Origin of the sequence: Variovorax gracilis (genome assembly GCF_030317115.1) — a bacterium.
In the GTDB taxonomy this organism is placed as follows: domain Bacteria; phylum Pseudomonadota; class Gammaproteobacteria; order Burkholderiales; family Burkholderiaceae_C; genus Variovorax; species Variovorax gracilis.
The window spans coordinates 25,720-45,730 of the sequence record NZ_JASZYF010000019.1; the positions used below are offsets into that span (position 1 = coordinate 25,720).

The 20,011-nt window shown below is 63.5% G+C and carries 18 protein-coding genes; 3 read left to right on the forward strand and 15 right to left on the reverse strand.

Annotated features, from left to right (window positions below; genetic code table 11):
- The 5 genes from virB5 to QTH97_RS26160 form a co-directional block, all read right to left on the reverse strand.
- Entirely contained in the window at positions 1 to 717 is a 717-nt protein-coding gene (gene virB5 / locus QTH97_RS26140; protein WP_286571433.1) for a P-type DNA transfer protein VirB5, read from the reverse strand.
- Positions 718 to 734: 17 nt separating this feature from the next.
- Positions 735 to 3,263 carry a VirB4 family type IV secretion/conjugal transfer ATPase gene (locus QTH97_RS26145; protein ID WP_286571434.1) on the reverse strand — a complete coding sequence of 843 codons (2,529 nt, stop codon included), beginning with the start codon at positions 3,261 to 3,263 and terminating at the stop codon, positions 735 to 737.
- The gene (locus QTH97_RS26150; protein WP_286571435.1) at positions 3,263 to 3,598 is read right to left on the reverse strand and encodes a hypothetical protein; all 336 of its coding nucleotides are present in this window, start codon (positions 3,596 to 3,598) and stop codon (positions 3,263 to 3,265) included. The genes QTH97_RS26145 and QTH97_RS26150 overlap by 1 nt, the downstream gene beginning before the upstream one ends.
- 22 nt (positions 3,599 to 3,620) lie before the next feature.
- Complete coding sequence (locus tag QTH97_RS26155; protein WP_286571436.1) at positions 3,621 to 3,995, reverse strand: hypothetical protein; 375 nt, start codon at positions 3,993 to 3,995, stop codon at positions 3,621 to 3,623.
- Between the two features lie 62 nt (positions 3,996 to 4,057).
- Positions 4,058 to 4,678: a lytic transglycosylase domain-containing protein gene (locus QTH97_RS26160; protein ID WP_286571437.1), complete on the reverse strand. Its 621-nt coding sequence runs from the start codon at positions 4,676 to 4,678 to the stop codon at positions 4,058 to 4,060.
- A 228-nt stretch (positions 4,679 to 4,906) separates the two neighbouring features.
- Between QTH97_RS26160 and QTH97_RS26165 the strand changes: the two genes are divergently transcribed.
- Positions 4,907 to 5,791, forward strand: coding sequence for a helix-turn-helix domain-containing protein (locus QTH97_RS26165; RefSeq protein ID WP_286571438.1), 885 nt, complete (start codon positions 4,907 to 4,909; stop codon positions 5,789 to 5,791).
- Here QTH97_RS26165 and QTH97_RS26170 read toward each other — a convergent pair.
- The 5 genes from QTH97_RS26170 to QTH97_RS26190 form a co-directional block, all read right to left on the reverse strand.
- Entirely contained in the window at positions 5,718 to 7,496 is a 1,779-nt protein-coding gene (locus tag QTH97_RS26170; protein WP_286571439.1) for a hybrid sensor histidine kinase/response regulator, read from the reverse strand. The genes QTH97_RS26165 and QTH97_RS26170 overlap by 74 nt on opposite strands.
- Before the next feature lie 16 nt (positions 7,497 to 7,512).
- On the reverse strand, positions 7,513 to 8,040 hold the full coding sequence (locus QTH97_RS26175) for a putative pterin-binding protein (RefSeq protein ID WP_286571440.1): 528 nt from the start codon (positions 8,038 to 8,040) through the stop codon (positions 7,513 to 7,515).
- A gap of 93 nt (positions 8,041 to 8,133) precedes the next feature.
- On the reverse strand, positions 8,134 to 11,139 hold the full coding sequence (gene mobF, locus QTH97_RS26180) for a MobF family relaxase (RefSeq protein ID WP_286571441.1): 3,006 nt from the start codon (positions 11,137 to 11,139) through the stop codon (positions 8,134 to 8,136).
- 15 nt (positions 11,140 to 11,154) lie between these two features.
- Positions 11,155 to 12,816 carry a type IV secretion system DNA-binding domain-containing protein gene (locus QTH97_RS26185; RefSeq protein ID WP_286571442.1) on the reverse strand — a complete coding sequence of 554 codons (1,662 nt, stop codon included), beginning with the start codon at positions 12,814 to 12,816 and terminating at the stop codon, positions 11,155 to 11,157.
- Positions 12,817 to 12,823: 7 nt separating this feature from the next.
- A complete protein-coding gene (locus tag QTH97_RS26190; RefSeq protein ID WP_286571443.1) occupies positions 12,824 to 13,177 on the reverse strand; it encodes a hypothetical protein in 354 nt (117 codons plus the stop codon).
- A 953-nt stretch (positions 13,178 to 14,130) separates the two neighbouring features.
- Between QTH97_RS26190 and stbB the strand changes: the two genes are divergently transcribed.
- Positions 14,131 to 14,916, forward strand: coding sequence for a StbB family protein (gene stbB / locus QTH97_RS26195; RefSeq protein ID WP_286571444.1), 786 nt, complete (start codon positions 14,131 to 14,133; stop codon positions 14,914 to 14,916).
- Positions 14,913 to 15,377, forward strand: a complete 465-nt coding sequence (locus tag QTH97_RS26200; protein WP_286571445.1) for a hypothetical protein — start codon at positions 14,913 to 14,915, stop codon at positions 15,375 to 15,377. The genes stbB and QTH97_RS26200 overlap by 4 nt, the downstream gene beginning before the upstream one ends.
- A 150-nt stretch (positions 15,378 to 15,527) precedes the next feature.
- Here QTH97_RS26200 and QTH97_RS26205 read toward each other — a convergent pair whose 3' ends face one another.
- The 5 genes from QTH97_RS26205 to QTH97_RS26225 all read right to left on the reverse strand — a co-directional run bounded on the left by QTH97_RS26205 (position 15,528) and on the right by QTH97_RS26225 (position 19,551).
- Positions 15,528 to 15,917: a DUF2958 domain-containing protein gene (locus QTH97_RS26205; RefSeq protein WP_286571446.1), complete on the reverse strand. Its 390-nt coding sequence runs from the start codon at positions 15,915 to 15,917 to the stop codon at positions 15,528 to 15,530.
- 429 nt (positions 15,918 to 16,346) lie between these two features.
- Positions 16,347 to 16,715, reverse strand: coding sequence for a hypothetical protein (locus QTH97_RS26210; protein WP_286571447.1), 369 nt, complete (start codon positions 16,713 to 16,715; stop codon positions 16,347 to 16,349).
- The gene (locus tag QTH97_RS26215; RefSeq protein ID WP_286571448.1) at positions 16,712 to 17,257 is read right to left on the reverse strand and encodes a hypothetical protein; all 546 of its coding nucleotides are present in this window, start codon (positions 17,255 to 17,257) and stop codon (positions 16,712 to 16,714) included. Before QTH97_RS26215 ends, QTH97_RS26210 begins: the two co-directional genes overlap by 4 nt.
- 99 nt (positions 17,258 to 17,356) lie before the next feature.
- Positions 17,357 to 18,274 carry a hypothetical protein gene (locus tag QTH97_RS26220; RefSeq protein ID WP_286571449.1) on the reverse strand — a complete coding sequence of 306 codons (918 nt, stop codon included), beginning with the start codon at positions 18,272 to 18,274 and terminating at the stop codon, positions 17,357 to 17,359.
- Positions 18,271 to 19,551, reverse strand: coding sequence for a ParB/RepB/Spo0J family partition protein (locus tag QTH97_RS26225; protein WP_286571450.1), 1,281 nt, complete (start codon positions 19,549 to 19,551; stop codon positions 18,271 to 18,273). Before QTH97_RS26225 ends, QTH97_RS26220 begins: the two co-directional genes overlap by 4 nt.
- Between the last annotated feature and the right edge of the window lie 460 nt (positions 19,552 to 20,011).

A 20,011-nucleotide genomic window follows, 5' to 3' on the forward strand; every position in this document is an offset into this window, starting at 1 on the left:
TCAGAACCTGATTCCGCCAGCAGACCCGCGCGCCATGCCAGCATTGAAGTTGTCGATGGCTGACTGCTGCTGCAGGCGACGATCGGCCTCTTCCATCGCCTGGATCGTCGAGAGCTTGATCTGCTCGTTCTGCATGCGCACGGTCTCGACCTGGATGCGGGCTTGAACTTCGGAGATGGCCTTCTGGTCGGTGGACCCGTTGATCGAGCCGACGAAGGTCTGCAGGTTGCGGATGTTCTCGGAGGCCTTGCGGTACCCCATGTCGCCGATCTGTTTCTGCAAGGCGAGTTGTTGCCACTGCTGCGTGCAGGCGGTGCGCATGGTTGCATCGCTGTTCAGTTCGGCGCACGACTTCAACTGGTTCGCCCGGACGATGTCGTTCAACGAGCCCGATATTCCTGAGAACGAGCCACTGCCGTTCCTGAGACTTTGCGCGGCGCCAACATAGTCGTGCGGCAGATACTGATTCAACAGATCGTTGTTCATCAGATTGCCGAGGTTGCGCGAGCCCTGAAGCGTCCCGTAGACCTGTCTCATCTGGTCGATTTGTTTGCTCATCGCATTCAGTTGCTCGCCCCATTTGGCGATTGTCTGCATCTGGTTCATGGCGGCCGGAATGTCGCTGGTGACAGTCACCGGCACCTGCGCGTAGGCGCCACATGCAACGATCGCGGGGCCTGCAGCCACCACGCCGAGACGACGCGTGGCGCGCTTCAACAGTTGAATCAGCTTCATCACGCTCTCCTTTTCAGAAAGACAGGTAACCACTGACGTGGATCGGGCCCGAATTCATCGATCGCGGCGTGCATGACCTCGACGTTGTCGAGGCTTGCGGAAAGTACGGCAAGCATGTCTTCCATTCCGCTCAGGTCCATCTTCGCGATCACCGACTCGGCGCCCTTCTTGAGGAGGAACTGGCCCGAGTTCTCGGGCGTCTGCTTGATGAGATGAAACTCCCGGGGCGTGAGCTTCAGCCCGTCGATGTAGTCGGCCTGCTCCGCCTCACCATTCGGCAGCAGCAGCTGCGTCGGGAACTGGGACAACAGCGTGCTACCCAACGGCGAGCGGCTGATATCGCTGGGCTCCTGCGTGTCGAGACCGATCACGCCGTCTTCCTTGCGGATCGTCTTGCCCTTGTTCTCGATGAAGGTCTGCATGAGCGGATCCTTCAGCGCGCGCCAGGCCTCCGCGATATCGATGATGTGCGGTGCACCGGAAGCGTTCTGTGCGATCTTGTGGGTGAGGTAGCGCAGGATCGGTGTGCGGGCCTCCGCGATGTCGAGAAAGTTCGTCATGTCGAACCCGAAGGTGTGCGCGCCGTCGAGGTCAAATCGATCCTCAGCGTTGTCGAGCACCCATGCAAACGCGCCGCCATCGCACCAGCGACCCAGTGCCTGATACAGGCTGTTCTCCCGATGGGTCGGAAGCGCATCGCGCACCCTTGCGTACCGCCGATGCTTCGGCTCGAGCTCGTAGACCTGGCGGATGCTCCGCAGCAGGTCCTCTTCGTCCTTGTGCGTCATGACGTACTTGCCGTCGAACTGCGCGTTCCAGCTCATGATGCTCAAGATCACGGAGATGTTCTCCGCCGTCGGCGCCATTGAAAAGGGGTTCATGCCAGTCGGCTCGCCGCCCGCGATACGGAAGTAGCGTCCGCCCATGGCCCGGATGCAGATCTCCTCGCCGTAGTCCTTGTCAAAGCTGAAGACCTTCAGTGGCTTGCCGCTGGCCATCGCCTGCTTGCGGGCGAGCAGGCGCAGCGCCAGCTTGAGCACTGTCTTGCCGCCACCTGAGCGGCCTATGATCTTGTAGTTGCCAAGCTCCTTCCGGTGGGCCTTGACTGCCGGACCATCTCGCCGGTCGTTGGCAGCCTGGTCTCCCGCGAGGTCAGCTCTGGCTGGCTCCTCGTCGTAGTCCAGTCGGATGCCCTGCTCCAGCAACCTGTCGCGGCTCACATGGAAGTTGAAGAAGTAGGGACCGCCGGCCGCCGTCTTCATGAGCGCGATCGGTGCGCCCCACTGACTGCCACTGGCATTCCCGCGCGGATGGTTGTGCATCGGGAAGAACTTGGAGAAGTTCTTGCTGCTGATCGGCATGGCCCGGATGCGGCCGTACTTGAAGTTTGCCGGGAGCGTGCTGAAGTAGGTGCAGATAAGCGCCCCACCCCGCTCGCGCGAGGTGTTCATGCTCTTCTGGTCGAGCAAGGTCACCGCTGCGTTGACGTTCTGATTGAGTTCCTTGATGGAATCGCCGTAGACGAACAGGATCAGCTCGTGCTCGAACATCGAGAACTTGCCGGCCTGCAGTTGGGTGCGGGCGGCCGCGACCTCATTCAACTGCTCCTCGTTGTCGCTGGTGGACTTGATCTTGTTGTACTGGGTCTTGAGCAGCGCGTCGGCCTTGTCGAAGGCCAATACGGTCACCGACTGGCTCAACACGAACTCGAAGGAGGATGACAGGAGCCCATCGAAGACCTTGGAATCCAATTGCTCGGCGCGGTACGGCGCGACCAGGGTGAGGACGGCCGCGAAGCGTGATCCGGAGGCGCCCTCGATCTCGACCGTTTCCGCCCCGAAGTTCAGTGCAGCGGCCTGCAGGCTTTGGCTTAGTTCGTACGCCTCGAGATGGATATGCCGGTCGGTGTTGTTCAGGACCCGGCTATAGAACTCGGCCGTGCGCGAGCAAAGCGCGCCCTGATTCTCATAGGCGCCGAGCAGCCGCGGGTGGTAGCGCTTCAGGCTGGCCATCAACTGCGCCGAGAGTTTCGAGAGTTCGTCCCGCGCGCGCAGGCGCAGTCCGTTCATTCCCTCGCTTGCCCGCTCGGAAAGGCGGATGCTCGCTCGATCCGCCTTGTTCCCCGCCAATCGGTACACCGGTGACACGAACAGCCGATTGACGAAGTGCTGCTCGCCATCGAACTTGCGCGCGTATTGGCGCGCGAACTCCGTGCTGAGGTCGTTGTCGTAGGAGAAGCTCAAGAGGTCGTAGCGAACCCGTCGCCGGTCGACATGCGTCCAGAGCGCTACGTTGGAACTGCGTGCAATGTTGTTGATGGCGGAGAACCATTGCTGGTTCAGGTTGTCGAGCTCCTTGTGGCCAATCGTCTCGAAGGACAAGCCCTGTACCTCGAAGGTTTGGGTCAGATCGCCCTCATAGGTGATGACCGTGTGCTCGTCGATCTGCTGCGAGTATGGCAGGCAACTGGCGACGCTGCGCTCAGCCCCGATGTTGAGCACGTTGGAAACATTGGGGATGGCTGACATCACTTCACCTCGCGGCGACTCGCGTGGGGACTGAAGCTCACAACGCCGTCGCCGTGCGTGTTCTTGTTCTGCGCAAACCAGCGGTGGCGATAGCTGGCCACAAAGTCTCGCACCCAGAACGGGTTGTCGTTGGTCTTGAGCACTAGGACCAAGTGCATCGGCAGCAGGAGCAGCGTCCAGAAGCCAAATAGACGCATGCACAGCAGGAGCATCATGCATTCGGCTCCGAACACGGGAAGCGGCACGTAGGCCTGCAGAACCGGAGCCTGTGGCCCCCTGTAGATCACCGCGCGCTCCAGCGCGGGTTCCTCATGACGATGGTCGATGTCGTTCATGTCGCCCCGGCTCATGCCAGTCTCAGAGGTTGGAGATACCCGACGCCGAGCCGCCCACCATGTCCTTGACGAACTGGACAATGGCCACGACGCCGAAAGCCAGCGCCGTGCCGACCAGCGCCTGGAAGAAGATCTTCTTGGGGTCGTCGCGGCCAAGCCAGTTGCCCGTCACCCAGTTCAGGAGCGTCAGCAGGCATGCGATGGCGCCGATCACGCCAACGACGCCATAGATGACGTTGAAGATGTTGACGCCGGCCTGCCTTAGGCTTTGCGCCATTGCTGGATGGGCTGCCAACGCCAGCACGGCGGTGCTGCCTGTCAGCCGTGTGATCGCAAGGCCTCTTCGAAACCGGAAGGTGTCGATGCGCGACAGTGCGGCGATGACCTGCTCTTTCATGGAGCCTCCCAAAGTGATAGGGCGGAGTTGGTTGGTGTTGCGCTTGCTAAAGGGACGAGCGGCTAGAAGCCCGCCTCCTTGGTCCTCTCGAAGATGTCGAGGGATTCGCCCGGGCGCTTTGCCTTCGCGGAATCCGCCGGAACAACTGGGGACGATACGGGCGTCAGGAAAGCAGCCGTAGGAGCCTTGGTGACCGGCACGTCCGACCCAAGCTGAAACTGCGACGGTGCGCTGCTCATGTAGGCAAAGATCCGGTTTGCGTACTCGTCGCTCACGGCACTGTCGACGCCGCCCGAGTTGTAGCCGCGAAGGGCGGCCCATATGGCGGCAACACCCGAGTAGCCGGACGCAGATGCGCGTTGATAGAAGTTCCAGAGGATCTTCTGACTCACGGCGAGGTTCTGGCAGGCATCGAAGGCCTGCTCCCACGTCATGCCGTAGAGGGCGACATTGCTCACGTGGATCTGGGCCAGACCGACCGAAAACTTCCGGCCCGCTGCGGCCAATTCCTTCGCGGTTGCAATCGCCTCGGCAAGCGTCGCGGGTTGCTTGACGGTTCCCTGCGCGTTGTCCATGCCGATCGCCAAGGGCTGCCAAGCCGACTCGGTACGCACCAGCGCCTGCATTAGAACCGGCGACACCTGCGGCGCGCACTGCTCAAGGAGCGCGGCGATGGTCAGCACTTGGCCGTCTCCCCCTGATACGTGGCGAGCACCGATTCCAATCCCGCCGTGGCTTGATCGAGAATAGAAGCAAACATCACTCACTCGCTTCAGATGTAGCCCAGAGGTTTCAGTTTTTAATCCGTTAGCGGATCAGTTCTAGCAGATGTCGCCCGCCTCGGATCAATTATGTGCCTCTGAAGGAGACAAATGGCATTTAACTGTTGCGCGTAACGATAAATTACAAAAATGGCGTCGATGCACGAATCACACCCTCCTGACCAAGAAGAAGACTTTCCATCACAGGCTGCGCACGCTGTCAGGGCGCTGCTGGAACGCCACGGCATCCCGAAGCACCGGCAGGCCGCCTTCGTTGGCGTTTTTTTTGGGATCTCTCGTGCGGCTTCTCATCGGCGCACGCACGGCACCGCGGCCTGGACCTTGGAAGAGCTACAAGCGATCGCAGAGAAATTCGGAGAGACCTTGCCGGAAATGCTGGGCGGCGGTCGCCTCGCAGGCGGTACGCGTGCGACGCTGCAGCTCGGGGATGTTCAAACGCCCTGCCGCATATGGCTTCAGCCTGACGAAGAAGAATTCGGCAGCGGCGCTTTCGTGGCCATGGAGAACGCCGGGATCTATACGGTTGTGCCGGCGTCGGCAGCGGCTGGCCAGCCCACGCTACGCGTCCAGCGCATCGAGATCGATCAATCCGTCGACACGCCTCCCCGCATCGCCGTGCTGGACGACGACCGGGATGTGACCAAGTCCATCTGCGCCGGCCTTCGCGAAAGGGGCTACGCGGCATCGCCCTTCAACACCATTGACGCATTGATGGCCGAGATCAAGCGGGAGCCATTCGATGGCTACATCCTCGACTGGAAGTTGCGCGGCGGCGCCACCGTCCTCCCACTTATCGCGATGATCCGCGAGGAAACCAAGCACGGCGCGATCGCCCTGGTTAGCGGCAAATTTCGGGACTCCAACCTCAACACCCATGAGGTCGCGGTGGCCTCGAGCGACTACAACTTCCCAACCTTCGAGAAGCCGGTTCAGCTCGAATTCATCGTTGCCGCTCTCGCTCGCGATGGGTTAGCACCCGCTCGAAGCGCGCCGTTTCGATCGGCTTCTCCATGACCTGGTCGAAGGGCCATGGCACGAGCGCTCGCTCGGGCGCAGCCGCGCTCATCGCCACCAGATATCCGTTCTGGTTCGGGCCGTCGAGGCGCCGCGTCTCCATTGCGAGTTCAATCCCGCCTCTCACAGGCATGTCCAGGTCGATCAGCACCGTGTAGTAGGGAGTCGCTGCAAGATAGTTGGCTGCGGCGGCCGCTGAGTCCGCCACATCGCAGCGGTAGCCCATGCGCGTGGCCAAGCTGTGAATCGAGGCGCGGATGTAGCCGCGGTCTTCCACGATGAGCACCGCGTCCATCGCGTCAGAGTGACCGTGCACCGCGTCGGGATCCTCGATGAGCGCTGGCACACGCACCGTGACCCTGGTGCCCTGCCCTTCCTGGCTGTCGATCTCGACAGTCCCACCCAGATGTTTCACCACGGTACGCACGATGGTGAGTCCAATGCCGGCGCTTTCGTCTGCCTTGCCGGGCGCGCCGACACGCTCAAAGGGCTCAAACGCCGTTGCGAGGCGCGCCGAGGGGATACCGGGCCCCGTGTCGGTGACATGAAAGACCAACTTGCTCGAACCGAGCGGCGCGGGTTCGAGTTCGAGGGACACGTGGCCACGCTCCGTGTACTTGATCGCGTTGCTCACGAGGTTCGCTAGGATTTGGCTGATGCGCAGGACATCCGCCATCGCAAAGACTGGTTCTTTGGGCATCAACAGATTGAACGTGAGGCCCTTGTCGCGCGCGCGCTCGCCTGCCACGTCGGCGACATCGTCCATGAGCGCTCGTGCCTCGAACGACTCCGGCCGGATCTCCAACTTCCCGGCTTCGCCTCGGGCCAGCGTCAGCAAATCCCGCAACTGCACGCCTAGCACCATCGAGGAACGCCGGATGCGTCCGATCGCCTGTTCGCGCTCGGCGGGTGGAATCGCCATACCAAGGACGTCGACTGATGACAGTATCGCTTGCAGCGGCGAGCGAAGTTCGTGGCTCACCATGCTCAGGAACTGGGTCTTGGCCCGAACCGCCTCCTCCATTTCTGCCTTGGCATTCTTCTCTGCCTCGAGTGCCAACAGTCGCTGTTGGGCCACCATCCGAAAGGCACGACGCTCACCCAGAATGGACAGGAGCCAGATGCACCCACCGACTCCCAACAACGCCGCGGCGAACAGGGCCATGTTGCGGGTGTGCGTCATCCGGAGTAGCACCTCATCGCCGCTCGCCATTTCCTTGGAGCGGGCAGCTTCGACCCAGTCCTGGACCACAGGCTCGACTTCACTGAAGCGGCTCAGGAGGTCTCGCGCCGCCCCGGCGTCGAAATCCTGTGCATGGACGCGGGCAACAACTTCCTGATCGAAACGAGCGAGTTGTTCAGCCATAGCGGGGTAGCCGTCGATCGTCCTCAACGCGTCGTTGAGCTTCGATGGCGCAAGCAATCGATCGGCGGTTGAGCCGAGCACGGATGTGACGCGATCGAGGGTCTCGGGCCGGACGGTCTCGCCGGCTGCAATCGCACGCAACTCTTCCCTCGCTCTGCCGAACGCCTTCTCATACTGTGCAGCGGACCAATAGAAGCCTTCCCTGGGTTCGCTGCGCGGCCAATCCGACCCACCCGGCCAGAACAACAGCAACGCCGTGACGCTGAAGATCGCGGGGAGCAACCCGATCGCCGCGTAGAAGCGCCGGCCCTTGAACCAGGTGGACATGCGTTCGTTCATACGCTCACCCAAACTCTCACCGAACATGGATGCCGCAGACCTGCCAGATGAACTTCTCTGTCCCAGTCGGGGTGTCAAGCACCGATGCGTACTGATCGCGCGGGTACATCAGGAAAAGCGGCCCGAACTTGCGCTTGGAGAGCCGCTCGCCGTTTTGCGAGTGCGCGAGGATGATGCCGTACCGGTCCATGTCGCTCCAGGGAATCGTGATCGAGTAGTTGTCCAGTGCGAACAACCTGACGGATTTTCCTCGGACCTTGGCAAGCGCGAGGACGTCGCTCAGGAGCGGGCCATCAAAGCGGCTTCTCGGTGTCCAGTCGGTAGCCGTAGTGATCGCATGAACCGGAAGGGAAAGCAGCTGGGCCTCGGATATCGCGATCCCACCCATGGCGACTCCGTTCGGCTGCGCATCTTCCGGCAGCGACTCCGAACGAATCACCAAAAAGGTGTCTGGCAAGCATCGCGCGGCAAGTGCGGGTGCGGGCGCTACAAACTCCAGCCCCATGACGATGGAAGTCACCACGATCAGCTTACGCGCATTCATGTTTCGCGCTTTCATGATCCACCCCGCTGCCGAATGCCGAAAGGTTCGATTCCTCGAGGCGCGACAGTGCAATCGACGTGGACACCCGCACCTCTAGCAACGCACTTTGAGCGTGTCCTCGCGAGGTGCTGTAGGCGGCGGGCGCATCCTGATTTGAGCCGCCAATCTGACCTGCGCCGACCGGTCGATTCTGGCCTTCAGCACTCGAGATTCCAAGCGTCCATCCCGCAACTCCAACGCCGCAAACTTTTTCGGCTCCCGACTCATTGCCGCGGCAAGCTTCGACGCATCGTCCGTGAAAAGCGTGATGTCATTCCGGGGTCGGGAGATCGCCACGTAGAAGACCGCCCTATTGCTGGTCAAGCTCTTGGTGTTGGCATCGACCAGCACGCGGTTCTTCGTAAGTCCCTGCGCCGAATGAATCGTGCTCGCGTAGCCGTGCTGCAGGTGCATGGGCCGGACGCGATTGATGCGAATGTCCGACTGAATGTCCGAGCCTGTTCGTGCGTCGCGCTTCAAGACCAACTGACCGGCTTCCACCGCGCTGACCTGGTAGCGCTCGCCATTGCATACGCCGAGCACCTTGTTGTTGGCCGTTGCGCGAACCCAATCACCGGGCGCGATATCGACCGTCTCCTTCTCATAGAGACGCAACATGGAGCAGCGCGCGGGATTGAAGGTCACCTTTTGGCCCCCTTCGCGCTCGACCGTCACCGTGTTGGACCGGATGTCGTGGCTCACAACCCTGAGCTGCTCGTCTTGCACAAGCTCCCGCGAGTAAGTGCGCTGCGGCACCACAATCTGTCCTGCGTCGTAACTCTGCGCGGATCTCAATTCGGCGCGCGTCATGTCCACGTTGTTCAGGACCTCGACTGACTGCCCCTTCGGCAGCGACAAGCCCTTGCGCACTAACGCATTGATCGAGCGCCGGGCATCGTTCGTTCCGGCCACGATGAGTGTCTCGCTGCGCTCAGCCTCCGGCAATTGAACATAGGCTTGCGCAAGTCGAGCATGGCGGTGCGCATCCTGCCGAACCTCGACGATGGTGTGGTGAAGCACGGCGACGGCCCGAGGTACCTCGTCGTTCGCGGCATGGACCACGGCTGTGCGGATCGCCTCGTTTCTCTGGCGCCTGATCTCTGTGAGAAACGCCTTCGTCATCCCGGCATCCTGGAGTTGCTCGAAGGGTTTACCGGCCTCCACGGCATGCGTCTGCCTGCGGTCACCACAGAGGACGAGCCGCGCATCCTGCTTCTCGACGATCGACATGAGCTTCTCGAGCTGGTGCGCAGGGACCACGCCGGCTTCATCCAGGAACACAATGCTGCGCCGATCCAGCGTGCGCTGCTGGGAAGTTCGGGCCAGAAATGATGCGAGCGTCTGCGATTCCATCCCGAGCGCCGCCAACGCTTCGTTCTGCGACGCATAAGGAGCCAAGCCGATCACGCGATAGCCGTGCTTGCCAGAGAGGCGATACGCCTCTGCCTTGATCCCCTCAACCGCCTTGCTCAACATGTGGCTCTTGCCGGTGCCGGCCAGACCCTGAATACCGACGAAGCGGTCGCTCGCCGTCAGCACCATCGCTACAGCGTTATGCTGGCCCGGATTGAGATCGCTGGTGGAGAGCATGGTGGCGACGCGCTCCTTGGACGCGATTGGCACTACTGCACCTCGCCCCGCTTTCTCAAGCCCGAGGATGCGAATTTCGCTGCGTTTCGCCTCCGGCGTCGCGAACCGGGCCTCCGCCGCGACGAGGGCACCACGCTTGATCGCCGAATCGACCGTCGCCTCGGCCTGCACCTGGGTCTGGCCGCGCGCGGCCATGGTCAGGGCCACCCAAGACGAGCGTGTGAGCTTCTCGAAGTCGTCGTGCCCCTTGAACCGGGCGGCATTGGGATCCTTGGCCAATTCGCCGGCGCTGATATTGAGCGACCTGGCGGTCTGAAAGAGGGGCAGTTCCGGCAGCAGCCGTCCATCGGTCTTGGCCTTGTCGAGCGCTTTCTCCACGGCCGTGGTCGTGGTTCGCGTCGCCGCACGCCCGTAGGCGACCTCGAGCAGTTCCGCCCGGGAGAAGATGCCCTGGCGCTCCGCAAGATGGGCGATCGCGAAGTCGATCGCGTCATCGGCGGCTTGGCGGTTACGGCTCTTGCCGCTGAGTTCCTCGACAATGGCCTCGCCGGCCCTCCTCGCCCGGTGTTGCGCCGCATGGATCATTCCGCTCTGCGCGTCGAGGTCCACACCCGCCTCTCTCGCTGTCTGCAGCCAGTGCGAACGCAGCCAAGCCCGATCGCTCTCGGTCTTCTTCTGCCTTGTCGCGAGCGTGATGATCTGCTTCTGCGCAGTGGTCGCGCTCACCCGATCCTGTCCTCGCGATGCAAGCAGCTTCTCGATTTCCTGGCTGCGCTGGCTGAAATGCTGGATCGCTGCGTCCGTGACGTGCGCCAGTTCCCACCCGCCCTTGCGCGTCTCCCGCAGGTCCAAGCCGAGCGCCTGGAGTTCGGCCGCGAGCGTGGCGCGGTAGAACGCGCCAATCACCTTGACGTTTTTGAGCAAGTCTTCGTTCGACAGTGCTCGCCATTCGCCGTCGGAGCGCCGGGTAAGGTTCATCACGATGGCGTGGGTATGCAGCTGCGGATCCTGCGCTCGTGAAAGCTCATGACGAAAAGTGGCCACAACGAGGTTGCCTGTGCGCTCCCGAAACGACAGACCACCCTGCTTCTTCCGCGTCGCCGCAAACTCCTGCATCAGCTCCAGGCTTCTCCTCACAGCAGCGTCGTGCGCCGCGACGATGCGCTCGTCCCCCTTGACCAGGGCCTGGATACTCACCGACTTCGGCGCACTGAATGTGAAGTCGATGCCCTTGCGGTCCTTGCCGCCCTTGGTCTGGCTCAGGCGCATGCGCCTGCCGTCGGGAAGCTGTCCGTCGAGCAGGTTCTGGAAGCCGTCGCGCTCGATGGTCTGCGCGCCATCCAAGCCCAGATGGATGACGCTCTGGCCGACCCACTCGCCGCGGTGCCCCTCCTTGCCGTAGTAGTCGTCCGAAGTCTCGAAGTAGTGCGCGGCGCCCGCGGCGCTGGTGACGAATTTGAAGGACAGCATGGGCGGCCTCCCGCGTCAGGACGACGAATGCGCAGTCGCGGCAATGGCGGCAGTACCCGACGAAGACAATGCCGTCGCCACGCCGTGAGGGGCCGTGAAAAGCAGATTTCGCTCGCGAGGACGGTCATGGAAGCCGTCCGCCATGATCATGGGCGCGACAACCACCGGACGGGTCTTGTACTTCATCGTCACTCGCGCGATCGGATAGTTGCCGGCGAGCTTGACGTAGCCGGTCAGGTTCGGCAGCAGATGAAACTCCGCCGGCGACACCAGACGTTCAGTGTCCTGCCGGTGCGAGAGCGTGCCCTTGCCGCCTGCCGAGCCGACCGACACGCTCGGAGCGCGACGCAGTACCGTGTGCTCACCGAGTCCGCGCGAAAACTCCTCGGCGGTGTAAGTGTCGAGTTCACCGATGCCGCACAGGAAGGCGCTGCGAAAGCAATTGCGCAAGGTCAGCGCGTCGTCCTTGCCATAGGTGTCGTTGAGCTGGGCCAGCGACTGGACGCCCGGCATGATCCGCAGGCCCTTTTTGCGCCCCTTGGTCGCTGCATCGATGATGTAGTTGAGCTTCTCGAGCGAATCGAGCTCATCGCACACGAGATGCATGCGGCGGCCCGGCGCCTCGGGCATCGAGAGCACGCTGGCACAGGTCACATCGACCCAGCACGAGATTAGCGGCTTCAGTGCCTGCAGCATGTCCTCGCGCCAGGTGATCCAGAGGCTGCCGTGCCCGCGGTCGAGCCAGTCGCGGAAGGAGAAGTCGCCCGACGGCAGGTACTTGTGCGGCGTGATGTACTGAGTCAGCACCGTGCGAATGCTGGCCAAGGTATCCGGCGCCCCATGGAAGCAGCCCGCGGCAGGGGTGCCTGCCAGAAGCGCCTTCAGGTCGTCATTGCTGGCTGTGGTCAGCCAGTGCACCAGCCGCTCTGTTGTTCCCGCACCCTGCCTCAAGAGGACCGTCAACGTCTCGCTGACGATGGTGCGCCCCATGCAGTTCCAGGTCTCCTGCTCGGTCGACGGACTGCGCGGGATCAGGCTGATCGCATACTGCTCGCAGTCGAAGCTGGTGCGGATCTCATTGAAGATGCTCCAGCCCTGGCTGCGCTTGTCGAAGGGGTTCAGGATGACGTCGCCAGGCCGGAAGAAATAGCGCATTGAGGCGCCGTCCGGATCGACGCAGACGATGCGGTCGCCACGCGCCACCGCGCTCTCGATGTAGTCGCTGATGCAGACGCTCTTCCCCGTGCCGGTCGAACCGCCGACGAAGAACTGCGTATTCTCGACCTCCTTCGGGATCGGGATGCTCGCGAAGAGCAATTGCCCGTTGCTCTTGCGCCTGCCTTTAAGAGTTTGCGACGCCAGCACCTTTTGTCCGACCATCCTCGGACCGCGCAGACGCGTGACGAAGACCGAGCCGCCGAAGTGATTGGCATAGCGCTTGGTGCACACCGCGAATCCCAGGACCCCCAACACTAGGCCGAGGGCCGGGCCGATCCAGAGCGCGGGCAGGAACGGCGTGGCCTTGGCTGCATACCAAAGGCCCTTCGCAAAAAGCGGCATCGGCAGACGGTAGTACAGCGCCACGTTGGCGATCCAGCCAGCAATGATGGCCAGCAGCACGCCCAGCGCCAGCCAGGACCGCAAGGTTTTGTCGGGCGTGCGATGGTTGACGAACATGGGAGCCTCATGGTCCGCTGAGATAGCGCTCGATCGCGCTGACATCGAGCGCCTGGTCGGCCTGTGCCCGGATACTGTCGCCCACGGACTTGCGCACCATGACGTAGAGGCCGCACAGGATGCTCAACAGCATCTGGGGGTCGGTGCGCGCGTCATCGCCCCGTCGCAGGCGCTCAATGTTGCTGCCAATCCGGTCGAGGTCTCCGCGGATCTCCTGCAGCACGCTGACGTTGAGCTCGAGCGCGTCGAAGTAGACCTGCTTGATGTGCGAGCTCACGCCTGCCACGCCGGAAGCCGCGTGGGCCCGTGCAAGCACCTCGGATTCCTCGTCGTTGAACTTGATCGATACAACGCTGGCCATGGTCATACCTCCTCAGCCAGCAACCATGAGGGTTTGCGGGCGCGAGGTCCTACCTGCCCGACGCCAGGTCATACCGAAGTTTCGAGGCTGCATGCGGCTTTGCGGGCACCTCGTAGGTGCGTATGGTGTATCGCCTCTAGGCGAGTCGGCGAACCCATTGCCGTCCGCCAGAACGGAGCTTTCGACGAGGAAAACGGGTCGGACGAGCCGAAGGATCGACCGAGAGCGTGTTAGCAGGCCGAAGGCTGACTGCATTCGAACTGCGCCCAAACTGCAGCTTTTCTGTAGCGCTTCAGCATCCCCACTGCACTCGAACTGCATCACTACTGCATCCTTCATTTGCTTCTCCATTCGATCCTCTAATAGAGACAAATAGGTTCGGACAGTTCACAATGTACCCCTCGAAGCAACGATTTGACAAATCAAATGCAAGAGCCGGACGTTTTGCAGCGCGTAAGGAACCGGGCCAGTGAACTGGTGGCCCAAAACCTTCGAAGTGCCTCGATCGTGCTCTGCCACATGCGCGAGCTCATCCTTGAGGCGCACGGTGTCGGTCACAGCCACAGGGCCATCCACACCGCGCTCGAAGCCGCAGGGCTTCGGGCGAGCTGGAACACCTACAAGTCTTGCCTGATGCGCATGAGGAAGGCGTCGCGAGCGTCGCCCGCCTCAGCTGCCACCACTGCCCCCGCTTTCCCGAGCGGCTCTGCATTGAGCGCAAGGAGCGCCAGTTCTTCGATGCAGCCAGGCGCTGCGGTTGCGGACTCGATTGCAGCGCGCCTGGCTCCGGCGCCCTTCACGCACCTCAACCCCACGCATCCCACCTCCACAGCCACCCAAGTCATGGACGCGTTGCGGCAGGCCCGAGAGGTCGCCAGTTCCAAGGACTACGGGCAGATAGCTCGGGATCTGTATCGCCAACAGCAACGTGACAGACGACGAAAGGACCGACCATGAAGATCTGCGTCTTGAACCTCTCGGGCAACGTCGGCAAGAGCACCCTTGCCGTCCACCTGTTGGCTGCCTACTCGCCCGGCTCGCGCATCCTGAGCGTCGAGTCGATCAACGCAAGTGCTGCGAACGACATGCAAGGCCTTGATGTCGAGGAACTCGGGGCCAGTCGGTTCAAGGACATTTTCCGGGAACTCATGCAGAGCGAGAACATCGTCCTGGACGTCGGCGCCTCCAACGTCTCAATGTTCATGACGGAGATGAAGCGCTTCAAGAGCGCTGTCGGGGAATTCGACCTGGTGCTGGTGCCCACCGTGCCGGCCGCCAAGCAGCAGCTTGACACGATCGCCACCATCGACTGGCTTCACGAGCTTGGGCTGGACTCCCGCAAGGTGCGGGTGGTGTTCAACCAATACGCGGGCGATACGCAGGATCCTGTGGAGATCGTCTACTCGCAGGTGCTGGGCTACGCGACGGCCGACGGCAGGGGAAAGGCGGTCTACGAACCTCATGCAGTCATCGACCGCAACGAGGTCTTTGAGCTGGCGAAGGAGGCCGGGCAGGTCGTGCGCGAGCTCGCCGCCAACACAGCCGATTGGAAGGCGGCGCGCGGGGAAGCTAAGCGCGCAGGCGACATGGCTGCCCTGGAGCGCGCCATGACCGGCCAGATGACACACGATCTTGCAGTGACTGCGCACGAAAACTTGATGCGCGTTTACGCGTTGCTATTCGGAGAGCAGAGTGCGAATGATGTCGCTCCCGCATCGCCCGGAAGGAAGCGCGCGTGAATCCGGCAAGCGCTCAGCATGCGGCGCTGCGCATCCTGCTGGAGGACGTCGATCCATTGCTCCAGCGCGCCGAGGAAGCGGCGCAGTCACTCACGAAGGTGCGAGAGGAGCTGAGTGCCGATCTCACGACGTTAGGGTCGCTGGTCCAGCAGTCGCTGGACGCACAGCCTCTCATGCTGGAGGCCGGCCGCAAGCTCAGTGGCTCGGCCGCGCGCATCGAGGCTGCGATTGAAAGGAGCAACCCGCCGGCCAACTCAGCGCCCAACGGCATCCGGATCCCGGTCTGGGTCGCCTGTTCCCTCAGCGCAACGCTGTCGGCGGCGTTGGTCACTGGCACGGTCTGGCTCGGATCGCGTGACGTGCTGGAACAGGCGCGCATCGGCCGCGCACTCATGTCGGCGTGGCCGTCGCTTGACGCAGCCACGCGTATCAAGGTGCACGAGCTGATCGGTAGATCCTGAGAAGCCCGCGACGTTGATCAGTCGTCGGTGCAGGCGGCCAACACAAGCCCTCGAGCTTGGCTGCGTGTCCAGGCCACCAATGCCAAGACAAGCCGAAGCGAAGAAAGGGGGTCACCGACTCGCGGCGACCCCGTGGAGCCGGGAACAAGCTCAGGTCACGATGTGCCCGACACGCCGGGCATCGCGAGCGTATTCGCTCAGGGGCTTGACGGGATGAAAGGCCCGATCCTGTCGCACGGACAGTTCACCGCCAACGCGCAGTTCTTCCAGTTCGTCGAGGCTGATGAAACCCAGCTCCGGGAAGCCAAGATCCGCGAGGCCGAAGGCAATCCCTGGTGTGCGTGGATCGATGGCCGAAAGCAGCCACGTCGCGCGCATGCCGGGCACATAGAGCTTCACGATCGGATGAGGATCGAAGAGCTCGCCGCGCTCATCGTGCAGCCGCGCCATCAGGCCATTGGCGCGCAGCAGGTCGAACTGCTTGTCGGTCAGTAAAGAGAACGCAGACGATGTCAGGAAAGCGATCGAAGTGGTAGTCATGTGAAGCTCCTGGACGGTTGCGGGCGGGATTGCCCGGGACCGTGTCGGGTCACGCGGCAGCGCAGCGGTCAAGGCTCGAAGACGGCCGCAGGCCGCAAGCACGCATCGCGTGCGCAGGCCTTGACGGCGAGAACCGCGTGGCACGATGAAGGTCACAGCAAGCCAGCCCGCCCCCAATCAACCAATCGGACCTAGCCAGCACGATGCGAAGCGAGGCGGCGAGAAGCTCATACGAGGCGGCCTTCAGGACGCGAGAAGGAGCCAGGAAGATTCGCCTGCGTCACGTACCGCCGGCCAGGAGCGCGCGATCTGCGGTTGCCGTCTGAGCAAGGCCGCATCAGCGGGCTCATGCCTGCGGACCCATGCAGCCTCACGCCCGGTTGCGCTGCATGCGGACACCGCCGAGCCGAAGCCCGGCGGACGTGGTGATCACTCCTTGGGCGTCGTCCGATCGATCCACTCGGCCGGCGCGACTTGCGCGAAGAAAGGATTGAGGGCCGGTCGGCGGTTGCCGATGATCCTGCGCACCGCCGAATTCGGATTGCTGAGATCGGTCAGCATTGAAGTCGCTGCGAAGTGGCGCACCTCCTCGGGACTGAGCAGGCGCAGCGGTCCCTGCGAACGCGCGAAATATTTGTCGCGCTCGGTGTCGCGCTGCGGCATGCGGCCAAAGGCCAATGCCCGCTGTGCTTCCAGCATGGGGCGCGATGCCGTCGAACTGAGGGCTGCTGCTTCCAGACCGCTGTCCTTGCCGTCCAGGCGGATCGATTCCAGTTCGGCCGAGCCCATGAAGCTCATGCCGCACCAGAGCGTGCGGATGTCGAGCAGGTAGATGCCCGAGGCCCGGCCCGCGAGTTGGCCATCGTCCGCAATGCGGATGCGCCATCCGGGCGCGACGGATTGCACGAGGCCCGCGGAGCGCACTTCGCGTTAGGCCCGCGTACGACACCCATCAAATGCTGGTTCTGCGGCTGCTGCTTCCACTTGATCGAGCAGGACTTCATGCCGAAGGCGAGCGACGGCAGGGTCTCGTTGGCCAGGCAGTTGCCTTGCAGGTCGTTGTAGGGCGTACCGGGTTGAGTGAGCTTGCGGCAGGTTTCGATGGGTGGCCATCCCCATGCGCGCAGCACGTGCTCGATGCGCGTGATGTGTGCGAGGGTCGGCGGCTTCTCGCCACCGGCGTCGGCGAACGTGATGGCGTCGGGCCTGAGGCCTGCGAGGCGCCGGGCGACGAGCATGGCCGCGGAATCGACGCCGGCGCCAAAGCACAGGACGACGAGACGATTGATCAGCGCGGCGCGCAGCGCCGTACGCTGAACAGAGGTCAGCGAGAAGGACATGACGGGCTCCTGGGAGGTTGCGGCGGAACAGGTGAGGGAAAAGAGAGAAGGAACGCCGGAAGGGACGGGTCGACGCCCTCCCCTTCCGGCGTTCAGCGATCAGTCAGGACTGCCGTCATCGCCGAGATCGCCCTGCCCTTGCGCGTCTTCGGCGGTTTCTGCCCCGATGTCACCCCTGAATTTTTTATCCACACCGGCCGAGCCTGTTGCATACGGGCGCAGCGTCGAAGGCAGCCAGCGCTTGCCTTCCAACTGCGTTGCCGCCGCCTTCACGGCCTCGTCCTTCTTCATCTTCTCCAAGGGCTGCGCCGCCAGTGCGCCGCATGCTTCGGTCACCGCCGCGATCACCTTGGCCTTGGGGACATGGCGCAGGTAGCACTCGGGCGTTGGGGTCCACCAGTCGGCCATGTCGATGCCGAGGGCCTCGGCGATGGCATCGCTCTGATCGCGCGACCGTTCGCGGCCCGCGACGGCGTCGATGCTGCGCGCGGTGCAGTAGGCCAGCAGTTCCAGCAGCGTCTCGCGATCCTGGCCGAGCAGCCAGGCGAACATCGCTTCGGGGTTGCCGGGGAGCCGGTCGCCCCACTCCGTCTCGGCCTGGCCGAGGATCGCGCCGGCCGGCGAGTTCTCGTAGCCGGTGGCGTGCTGCGCGAGGCTGTAGTCGCTGGTCAGGTGCACGTTCACCTTCACCACATCGTTGCCCCGGCTGTACTGGCCGAAGACGGTCTCGGCCATCCGATGCACGAGCGTGACGAGTGCCACCTGCGGGTTCTGCGTCAGTGCGGCTTGAAGGACAGCGGTGCGATGCGCCGTCAGATCGCGCATCAGCTTCTCGCTCAACTCGGGGCGCTTCCGCGTGTCCTCGCCTGCCTCGCGGTGACCGTCTTCTTCATCACCGCTGCCGTTGGCATTGCTGCCGGAGGCCGAGTTGCCTGCGCCTTTCCCGGCACCCTCTTTCCCTGGACCACCCTTGCCCGCACCGCCCTCGTTCTTTCTTTGGTCCTCGGGCCGGATCAAGCCCCGATGGACGCTCGGGCGTCCCACGTGGTCGATGCGAGCAATGCACCGGTGCGCGCCATCTGTTCAGGCGTCCACGCTTGCAAAGCTGCGCGGGCCGCGTCGAGCTTGTCCTCCAGGTCGTCCAAGGCAGTGGACAGGCGCTCTTCCTCGGCCTCGTAGTCGTCGGATTCGGAACTGCCCTTTTCCTCGCTCGGCTCATCCTCGTTCCGGCGATCCTCGTTCCTGTCATAGGCCTTGGAGAGACGCTCGCGCTCGGCTTCCAGGGCTTCGATGGCCTGTGCTTCCTCCGGTGTCGGCACGCGCTCGTCCTGCGGCTCGACCTGGTAGCGGCGCAGCGCGAGGGAGTCGCCCTCGGTGAGGCAGTCCACCCAACCCCAGCCTTCGGCGCGGACTTCCTCGGCCAGGGCGCGCAGCTTCTCCAGCGCGAGGGTCTGCAGCAGCACCGGGTCGTCCAGATAGACGCTCCCCGCGTCGTCGCCATCGGCAAAGAGGTCGCGGCGCACCGTACCGCCCCGGGCCTCATAGGCTTCGATGCCCACGAAGCGAGCCAACCGGCTGTCGCCTGCGCACGACTGTTCGGTCAGCAGGCGCCGGATCGTCCATGCATCGTGGTCATAGGCGGGCAGGCCATCCCACACGGCCTCCTGCGCAGCGTGCTCCTCGATGAGCGCCAATGCCTGCAACTGGTCGGGTTGGATCTCGTCGGCGCGGTACATCGCGAGGAATCGGGGAGCCAGACGTGCGAGCCGGAGGCGGCGTTCGACGGTCAGCGCGCTCACCCCGAAGCGGCCGGCAATCTGCGCCACGGTCAGGCCCTGCTCGACCAGCTTCCGAAAGGCCTCCATCTCGTCGGCGGGATGCATGGCCTCGCGGCCCGAGTTCTCCGCCAGCGACACTTCGGCGGCGCGGGCGTCGTCGTAAAGCTTGCATTCCACGGGCTGCGATGCGCTCCATTTGCCGTCGGCGACCAGCTGGTGCATGGCGCGCAGGCGGCGTCCGCCTGCCACCACGGCGAAGCGGCCATCGGCCCGGGCGACCACCGACAGCCGCTGCAGCAGGCCCTGCGACGCGATGAGCGCGGCGAGTTCGGCAATGCCGTCCTCGTGGAACACGCGGCGCACGTTGGCCTCGCTGAGCACCAGCAGGTGGAGCGGCACCCGCACGTCCCGGGCGGTGGGCTTTGCAGCCTTGGGCGTCTTCGGGGGCTTGGCCCCATTGAGCTTGCGTCGCGTCTTGCCTCGGGCGGCGACGGGAGTCTCGGCAACAGCAGTCATGTCCGTTTCCTTTGCAGTTGAAGTTGAGGAGAGAGGCCGGGCTTCTAGATCTGGAGCCCTTCGACGAAGGGTGGGGGTTCGCATCGGCCTCCTGCCCGGAGCTGGCCGCCGTTCTCCTGAGTCTTTCGCCCGGTGAACGACCGCGACGGCGGGGCCGGAGGAGCAAGGGGGAAGGTGTGTAAAGCGCAGCTTTATGAAAACCCCCTTGCAGGCGAAGCCGGTCCCCCGGCCCCGCGGGCGCAGAGTCACCGGACCAGGCGAAGACGCAGGGGAACGGCAGAACCGCCCGAGGCCGACGCGCACCCCGACCGCCGCGCGGCGAGCGCCTCTACCTGCCGCAGGCAGGTCTGATCAGGGGAAGTCGTGAACGCAGTTCACCGGGCGCAGCCCGTGCGCCAGGGATGCGCAAGGCGGGCCGCGAGGCCCGTCCCCATGAGGGAATGAGTGCGAAGGCGCGAAG